The sequence below is a fragment of the Microcoleus sp. MON1_C1 genome, from assembly GCF_036701945.1.
GTDB lineage: Bacteria > Cyanobacteriota > Cyanobacteriia > Cyanobacteriales > Microcoleaceae > Microcoleus.
This window is the reverse complement of the sequence record NZ_JAUBRO010000095.1, coordinates 1-8,799: the sequence shown is the minus strand read 5'-3', so window position 1 is coordinate 8,799 and position 8,799 is coordinate 1. Positions and strand designations below refer to the sequence as shown.

The following is an 8,799-nucleotide window of genomic DNA, read 5'->3' as shown; positions in this document are numbered from 1 at the left end:
CCCTTTCATTTATTATCAAACTTTCCTATTTTACCAGAGAAATCCATATTTACATCTCAAATGGAATTGCTATATTTGTCCGGTGTTGATAAGGAGAATTAATACCTGAGTGTAGAGAGATTGCCAGTAGCTGATTCTCTGTTGGTGTGACCTATACTTAATTTAATATTCTTCATCTAATTTGTGCAGCATGATTTGTCTAATTTGTTTGAGGATTCGCATAATGTCATAAAGTTGATTGCGATTGGGGAGTAGCAGGGAGAAAATATTAGATAAATCGTATTGAGGATTAGGTTGAATTAAAAGTTTAATAAATTGGAATTCGTCACCGTTGGTGATTAATCCATAAACGGGGCGTTCTGGGTTGGGGTTTGCTATCAAGTAGGTGAGGGCTTGGGGTAGGGCAACAGAAAAGGCGATTGTTGATTTAGATTCTACAACTAATACCCAGAGTTGCTGTTGAACAATTAGGGTATCGATGCGTCCTCTGAGTATTTCGTCTCTGTCTTCTAGGAGGAGTTCAACTTCAGGTTCTGTGGTGACAAAGAATGGTTCGTCGTATAAACCAGCTAGGGTTAATAAGGGAGAAATGACTAAGTGATTGATGGTTCTTTCGGCTAAGGAACCGCGTTTGCGGTGACGAAAAAATCGGCTTCTGATTTGGTCTAGTGCGGCGGTTTCAGAGTCGGTTAGTTCGGGTAAGTTTTGATTCCATTCAGTAAAGAATTGTGCGTTTTCTGTAGGACGGAGATTAAATCTTTCTTCTAGGTTGTCTAAGCTGGTAATCGTTTTTGAAATAGGTTTTGTCTGTACCATAATTGCTCTAATGCAAGCGAGGGTGGGTTATTGGTAGAGCGTGTCGGTGGAATCTATCTATATTATATGAGGTTAGGCGGCGATTTGCCCGGTGTTGATGTCGAGGTTTTCTACGTCGATTTCGCCTGAGATGAGTCTGGGGAGGAGTAAGTCGCGGGTTTGGCGGAGGTTGATATTTTTTCGTAGAAAGTTGTCTTTTTCGTTAAAAATGTCTGCAACAATATTGTGAAATTTATTCATAAGTTCAATGCGAGGAATTAACACATCAGCATTTTTAAAATCTCCTGTATTTACTGCCGGATATGCTGAACCAGTTGCATTGTTGGTCAAGTAGCCTACAAAATTATCTGTTGTCAGTGCATGATAAAGATATGTGTAAGGCGCTTTTTTAGGGGTGACAACAGCAAACCCAGTAGAAACAATTAAATTGGGGATTGGATTTAGAATGAGACTGTAGGACTTACGGTTAGGTCTGACTGTAGACCAGATAATATCGCCTTGCTTCACTATTCGACGTGCGCGGCTAGAAGCATTTGATAAAGCAATAGGCTCAATTTTGTCAATTTTTCCTGTAGAAACAGAAGAAATGTCTATATAGTTGATTTCTTCTAGTGCATTACTTGGCTTGATAGTGGATGCGTTAATATCTGCAACTTTTTCGAGTTTTTTAACCTCCCAACCTTCAGGAATTAGCCCCAATTCTGAATCAACCATCTGCACCTGTTCGTTGCCGGGGAAGCGGAAATTGACGAACCACTCGCGGTAGATTGATCGCGCCATCTCTTCCAATATCTCCATCCGCCGCGTGTTATTCTCGATTAGGTCATCATACGCTGAAAGAATCGCAGCAATTTTGCGCTGGATGGGGAGAGGTGGTATTACTACTTGTAGTGATTTAAGAATTCCTAGATTAATTCCAGGAACAGCCGCACCTATAGCAATACTGCGTATGTGCTGCACCATTTGCGGACTAGCAAAGTAATAGAAAAGGAACCGTGCATCGCAAATTTCAAGATTAGGTCTTAATTTTAGCTGCTTATTAGAAATAATGTATGTAGAGTAAGGGCCTTTCTTGGGTATCAGCGCCACCTGCCCTAACGTTCCCCAGCAGGTGAAAACTAAATCACCACCTTTTACTTGTTGTGCCTTAAATGACTCAGCTTTTTCCTCTGAAACAAATGCAAACCCATGTGGCACAAAAGGCTTTAGATTATCACTTAAATTATTGCCACGGATTACAGGAACACCTTCGGGGACAAAATACTTTGAGCTTATACTTGACCCAAATGGCCCTGCCACACATGAGCGAGGTTCATTAGCCTTAATCTCATCAACTGTAAGCATTTGCCAACCTTGAGGAACTGGTCGATTAAACAGTAGTTGTTTACTTGTCATACCAATCCCTCCAACAACATCACGACATTCTCAGCAATTGTTTCCTCCAACCCCCGCGCCTCAACATTCAAAATCTCCAATTCCTCATTCAACTCTTCCAACCGTGCGGCAAAATCAAAATCCTCCGCCTCCTGACGTTGGGCCACCCCCACATAACGCCCAGGATTGAGACTCCATCCCTGCGCCTCAATCTCATCCAATGTTGCTATTTTACACAACCCCGCCACATCCCGATAAACCTTGTCTGGGAAAGTCTCAGTCAGCATTTCGGAACCAGCAACCGTCAACTCTGCCTTTTCCCCTCGGTACAGCCGCACAATATTTGAGATAAACTCTACCTGTCCTTCGCTAAACTCCCGATGGGCGCGGTCAATTTGCCTGTAAATATGCCGCGCATCAATAAACAATACTTTATCCTCGCGAGGAGTTTTCAGCTTCCGCCTGTCGAAAAACCACAGCGTACAGGGTAGCGTCACCGTATAAAAGAAATTAGAACCGATCGCAATCATCACATCCACCGCCCTTTTTTCAATCAACTGGCGGCGAATTTCCAACTCCGAACCCCGCGCATCCGATGCCGAGTTTGCCATTACAAACCCCGCCCGTCCCTTCGGATTCAAAGCAGTATAAAATAGCTGAATCCAGAGATAATTTGCATTGTCAGTTGTCGGCGCGCCAAAGGGATAATGAGGGTTGTCCTTAATCTTTTCTCTATCCACCCCATTAACATTAAACGGCGGATTCGCCATCACAAAATCAAACTCACCGACGCTGTTGTGAATATCTTGATAATAAGTGTTACCTTCCCGGATATTTCGCAAACCAGAAACGCCGTGAACTGCCAAATTCATCTGACAGAGTTTTACAGTTCCGTTTACCTTTTCCTGACCGTAAACACTAATTACTTGATTCGGGTCAAATCCTAACTTATTCCTAACCCGAATCGCACTCTGCACCAGCATTCCCCCAGCACCACAAGCCGGGTCTAAAATTCGCCCGTAATTCGGCTCTATCACTTCCACAATCAGCTTTACCAGTGAAATAGGAGTAAAAAACTCTCCGCCTTTCTGCCCTTCTTTCTGAGCAAAATTCCCCAGGAAATACTGATAAATTTCCCCAAACGCATCCTCAGTAATATTCTTTCGGGGAATCCGATTTAAGATTTTCAACAACTCCCGCAAAATCGGTTTTTCCAAGCTATTGTAATTTCTAGGCAAAGCGCCGCCGAGTTCCTCATTTTCATCGGCTATCGCCTTCATCGCCGCATTAATCGCCCCGCCAATATCCTCAGCTTCCGGGCGATCGATTAAATAATCAAAACGCGCAGTTTCCGGCAAATAAAGCGCCCCTTTTGCCTGGTAATCCGTCTTACCAACCGTGCGCCGCCTGCTGCTTCCCGCTGCAAGTTCCTGTGAAACCAGGGCAAACTTATAGTCAGCATAGAGCAGAAAAACCAACCCCAAAACCGGAACGGAATATTCCGAAGGCTTGAGTTTAGAGTTGGCTCTAAGTTCGTCTGCTGCTTCCCAAAGGCGTTTTTCGAGTTCGGTGTAGTTGGCTGGCATCTTCGCGTTAAATTCCCACGTCCTTGATTGATTCTCTCGTCTTCGGCAACAAACAGCACCGCCTCGTACAAACTCTTATTTTACGCGAGATCGTCCGAATGACGAACAATTGCAACCAGCTCAGGATTGAGAGCTTCACGCGCAGGTTCAAGCGATCGTCACCAATCAGGAATTTCTTCAGGCCCAGAGTCTGCTTCGGGTTGTGACAGTTGTGACAGTTGCTCTCTTGATAACGGCATAGCCGACAATTCATCCTCTACAGGGGGAATAGACCTTTCCCCGTCTAAACCCCTAGCGGGATTTTTTCGACGGGCTGGTAAGTCTTGGTCGGAGTGAAAAAATTAGAAGACCGTCAGAAAAATCTCCGCACTGCCGTCCGCAAGGACACCTAAAGCCATGTGTCACGCGCTTCATCTTATTTAATGAACTTAGCGGTTCTAGTCTCGGGGTCAAGATATGTTCCTATCCTGCTCTAGCCTTCGGGTGTGGCGTGTTAAGTATTTAGGGCTTGCTGGATAAGTGCAGAAAGGTTACACGGCCTGGTTATGTGATCGTGCGCCCAAAAAAAGTGGGCAAGATAAACAGGTAAGGCGTTGCTGATTCTGGCGTATGAATAAACTTTTCACTTGATGTTACAAAACTCACTCTACTTGGCTTATAGCCATTCCGAAAACTTGAATTCATACTTGTATTCAGCAACGCCTCATTTTCAGGTGTGCTCGCGCGAAGGAGGAGTTTATGGACATTCAAAACCCATCGTTCAGACGGAACCTCAAATTTCTAGGTGGTTCGGTTGTTGGGTTGGCGGGACTGCTGGCAGTCTGGATTGTGGGTGGCAACTATATAGCCTCTGTACAGGAAAAAGAAATCGAGCAGGATTTAGCAGCATATGCCCAACGGTTTCCCAAAACTGAGCCGAATTATGCGGCGTTGAAGCTGGCGGCGTCCCTCGCTAAAGTGGGGTTCGATGGAGGGGAAAGTTTCTCTTCTGCCGATCGCTCCATCGGGTCTAGGGCTGATTTTAGGCCTTCAAAGGACGATCAAAAGGCATTTGAAGAAATCCAACAAGAATTAACTCAGTACCTAAACGCTGAGATTGCCAAACCAAACGATACCGTAAATCCACCTTCAGAGAAATTACAGCGCTATCTCGCCGGACGCCAAACGGCTTTAGCAGAACTTCGCCAGCAGGTTTTAAATAATGAAGTACCGCACTGGGGAACAGATATTAGCGGGATTCTGGAAGTAGATATGACAGCTCGCGGACCCGATTATTTATGGCAGGTTAATTTCCAACAAGTGTTAGCCCTAGACATTCTAGAAAAATACCGTAAAGGTCAGACGCAAGCAGCAGCAGAAATGCTGGAAGTATCCTGGAAAATCAACCAGCCTTTAACAGAAAGCCCCCTCTTCTTCCCTCAACTTGTGGCTTTGATTGTGGCTAAATATCCAGCAGGGGTGATGCGGAAAGCCGATCGGCTTCCCGCCCAGTGGCAGCAGCGCTTGCTGGAACGCGATTACCGCGAATCGATATTGACATCCTTGCAGGGAGAATATTTGCTTCAGTTTAAATTTTCGCAAGACTTCCTTTGGAAACACTCGTGGTCTTCGATACTAGAAACGTGGTCTTCGATACTAAAAGATCTAGGCCATTCTAGTGATAGGGGAATGCTTTCACTAATTCAAGGGAAGTATTTCTCAAATTTAACTTTAGAAGAAAAAATCTTAGACTGGACTTTATCTCATGTCTTGGTGTGGTTCAAGCCGGTGATCAAACCTTATGTTCGCTTTTGTGCGATCGATAGTTATCACGCCTATAAACGATCGCTTGCAGCATCTCGCCAGCACAATTTTTGCGCTTCTGATTCAGTCACCGTAAATGACTTTGCGTGGTGGAATTATATAGGTAGGACATCTACAAGTTTATCCAACCAAACCAGTAAAGCAGCCAAGTCTATGCTGGATTTGGAACTGACTCAGAAAATTTTGCAAGTCAAAGCACTAGCAGCCAAAACTGGAAAATGGCCGGCATCGGTTCCCGAGATGAAGTCGTCTATTTGTCCGGGAGCAAAATGGGTGTATCGCGTTGCTCCGGATGGTACGATGTCGCTCTTGTTTAGCGAGAAACCCAAATGGTTAGACGAGAGATTAAAGAGCAACAACAGATGGCTACCATTTACCTATAGCGACAAGACACCGCCACAGCTCAAAAACCGAGTCTCTACCCGACCAAAGCGATGAGCGCACATCCCCAACGACAGTTTGCGGTCGTTGGTGCTGGCTACCATTGGCTAAGGAACGGGGAAAAAGTGTCTCAGAATCCCAGATTTCCACGTACATCGGCGTTGCTTAACCAGGGTATGAAAAAATAAGTTGGAAATCCCCAAGCTTTGTCGATACTGGTTTCTATGACGGGTCTATTTAGCTTTTCATACCGTAAATCAGCAACGTCAATATCTTTAGTAGCTAGGGTGCAATTTAGGCAGCGGTGGCAATGTTTAAGGTACAATCCGTATTTCCTGATTTACAGCCTCAAACATCTCTAAAAAGCTCAGGCGGGGAAAATCCATTTCCTGACGTACCCTCTGCATTTTCAAATCCTAGATGGGGAAATATATAAAAATCCACACAGGTTATTCCCTATGATTTTATTAATCCTTGTTTTCATGTTGGTGGTATGGAGTCAGTCGGAAAATACTGGAAATGAACCTTCCTCATGGGTCGTGCAGGAACAACGGGGCGATAGTGGACGGACATTTGCTGATTGGTGTCGCGAAAAGGCTTCTTTGAGTCCTGAAACTAAACATACTGTTGAGGTGTTGTTGGAGAAAGCGGGAACTACTGAGTGCGAGGCGGCCGATCGGAAACTTTCTCTTCTCACGGAACTAAGGCTCACCAAAAATCAAATCAAGGACATCAAACCGCTAGCATCCTTGACTAAACTGACTGGGCTCAACCTCGACAAAAATCAAATCAAGGACATCAAACCCCTAGCATCCTTGACTAAACTGGATTGGCTCGACCTCAACAAAAATCAAATCAAGGACATCAAACCGCTAGCATCCTTGACTAACCTGACTGTGCTCGACCTCGATGGCAATCAAATCAGCGACATCAAACCGCTAGTATCCTTGACTAACCTGACTGGGCTCAACCTCGACAAAAATCAAATCAAGGACATCAAACCGCTAGCATCCTTGACTAAACTGAATTGGCTCGCCCTCACCAACAATCAAATCAGCGACATCAAACCGCTAGCATTCTTGACTAAACTGAATTGGCTCGCCCTCGATGGCAATCAAATCAAGGACATCAAACCCCTAGCATCTTTGACTCACCTGACCGATCTCAACCTCAACAAAAATCAAATCAGCGACATCCAACCGCTAGCATCCTTGACTAACCTGACTGCGCTCTACCTCACCAACAATCAAATCAGCGACATCAAACCGCTAATATCCTTGACTAACCTGACTGGGCTCAACCTCGACAAAAATCAAATCAAGGACATCAAACCCCTAGCATCCTTGACTAACCTGACTGGGCTCAACCTCGACAAAAATCAAATCAAGGACATCAAACCGCTAGCATCCTTGACTAAACTGAATTGGCTCGCCCTCGATGGCAATCAAATCAAGGACATCAAACCCCTAGCATCTTTGACTCACCTGACCGATCTCAACCTCAACAAAAATCAAATCAGCGACATCCAACCGCTAGCATCCTTGACTAACCTGACTGCGCTCTACCTCACCAACAATCAAATCAGCGACATCAAACTGCTAGCATCCTTGACTAACCTGACTCGGCTCGACCTCGATGGCAATCAAATCAAGGACATCAAACCGCTAGCATCCTTAGACTTCTCCCATAATTCTTGTGGGGTAGGCATCCTGGCTGCCGTTAACAGGCTTTTTGGGAGATGTCTCTTGACTAAACTGAATTGGCTCGACCTCGATGGCAATCAAATCAGCGACATCAAACCGCTAGCATCCTTGACTAACCTGACTCGGCTCGACCTCGATGGCAATCAAATTAGCGACATCAAACCTCTAGCATCCTTGACTAAACTGAATTGGCTCGCCCTCACCAACAATCAAATCAAGGACATCAAACCGCTAGCATCCTTGACTAAACTGAATTGGCTCGCCCTCACCAACAATCAAATCAAGGACATCAAACCGCTAGCATCTTTGACTCACCTGACCGATCTCTACCTCGAAAACAATCAAATCAGCGACATCAAACCGCTAGCATCCTTGACTAAGCTGACTCTGCTCTCCCTCTACAACAATCAAATCAGCGACATCAAACCGCTAGCATCCTTGACTAAGCTGACTCTGCTCTCCCTCTACAACAATCAAATCAGCGACATCAAACCGCTAGCATCCTTGACTAACCTGATTGCGCTCGACCTCGACAAGAATCAAATTAGCGACATCAAACCACCAGCCCCGACATCACCTATCACACAAACCCGGCTCACTTCTCGCCATGACCTAGATCACCTCGCGGAGAAACTGGCTGTTCCTTCGCGATCACATCCACTTGCTGGTTTCTGGAAAAGTGGCGATTGCTCCGATCCCTGGGGGTTAGCAATTGCTCCTGCGGGGAAAGGTCTCTACTCAATTTCGTTTTGTGGCCCTGGTGGGTGCTTTGTGCCAGGTACTTGTCGGCCCAATAGTCGTATAGTCGGCGACCGAAGTTATCGTGTAGTTAACAACAATACAATTGATGTTGGGGGGCGTGACGGCTTCACTCGCTCCATTCGCTGTCCATCACGCTAAGAGCCGTCAACAACGGGCTCACAAGTCGCTGCACACCGACAACCTACAGTCTTTGGTCGCAAGCTCCCTGCGCTTCCGGTTGCGGGTGAGCTCTGGCGTTAGGTTGCCAAATGCTGACCGTGTACTGGGGTCGATCACAGCTAGCTACAGAAAACCGAAAACTACAGCACTTCCGGATGTTATGAGGTACAGTAGCAGCAATTAGTAAACCAGTTTTTAAGATGTTTCGGATTAAT

The 8,799-nt window shown here is 45.4% G+C and carries 6 protein-coding genes; 2 read left to right on the top strand and 4 right to left on the bottom strand.

Annotation, left to right across the window (positions count from 1 at the left end):
* Positions 1-162: 162 nt before the first annotated feature.
* From QUA62_RS28385 to QUA62_RS28375, 3 genes are all read right to left on the bottom strand, one after another.
* The gene (locus QUA62_RS28385) at positions 163-816 is read right to left on the bottom strand and encodes a type I restriction endonuclease subunit R (RefSeq protein WP_333408155.1); all 654 of its coding nucleotides are present in this window, start codon (positions 814-816) and stop codon (positions 163-165) included.
* A gap of 72 nt (positions 817-888) precedes the next feature.
* On the bottom strand, positions 889-2,211 hold the full coding sequence (locus tag QUA62_RS28380; RefSeq protein WP_333408154.1) for a restriction endonuclease subunit S: 1,323 nt from the start codon (positions 2,209-2,211) through the stop codon (positions 889-891).
* Entirely contained in the window at positions 2,208-3,776 is a 1,569-nt protein-coding gene (locus tag QUA62_RS28375; protein WP_333408153.1) for a class I SAM-dependent DNA methyltransferase, read from the bottom strand. Before QUA62_RS28375 ends, QUA62_RS28380 begins: the two co-directional genes overlap by 4 nt.
* A 738-nt stretch (positions 3,777-4,514) precedes the next feature.
* On the opposite strand from QUA62_RS28375, the gene QUA62_RS28370 reads away from it, so the two are divergent.
* Both QUA62_RS28370 and QUA62_RS28365 read left to right on the top strand, forming a co-directional pair.
* Entirely contained in the window at positions 4,515-6,017 is a 1,503-nt protein-coding gene (locus tag QUA62_RS28370) for a hypothetical protein (RefSeq protein WP_333408152.1), read from the top strand.
* Between the two features lie 401 nt (positions 6,018-6,418).
* Entirely contained in the window at positions 6,419-8,563 is a 2,145-nt protein-coding gene (locus tag QUA62_RS28365) for a leucine-rich repeat domain-containing protein (RefSeq protein WP_333408151.1), read from the top strand.
* Between the two features lie 43 nt (positions 8,564-8,606).
* On the opposite strand, the gene QUA62_RS28360 is transcribed toward QUA62_RS28365, so the two are convergent.
* Positions 8,607-8,799 (bottom strand): hypothetical protein (locus QUA62_RS28360; RefSeq protein WP_333408150.1); only part of this gene is annotated, 193 nt, incomplete at its 5' end.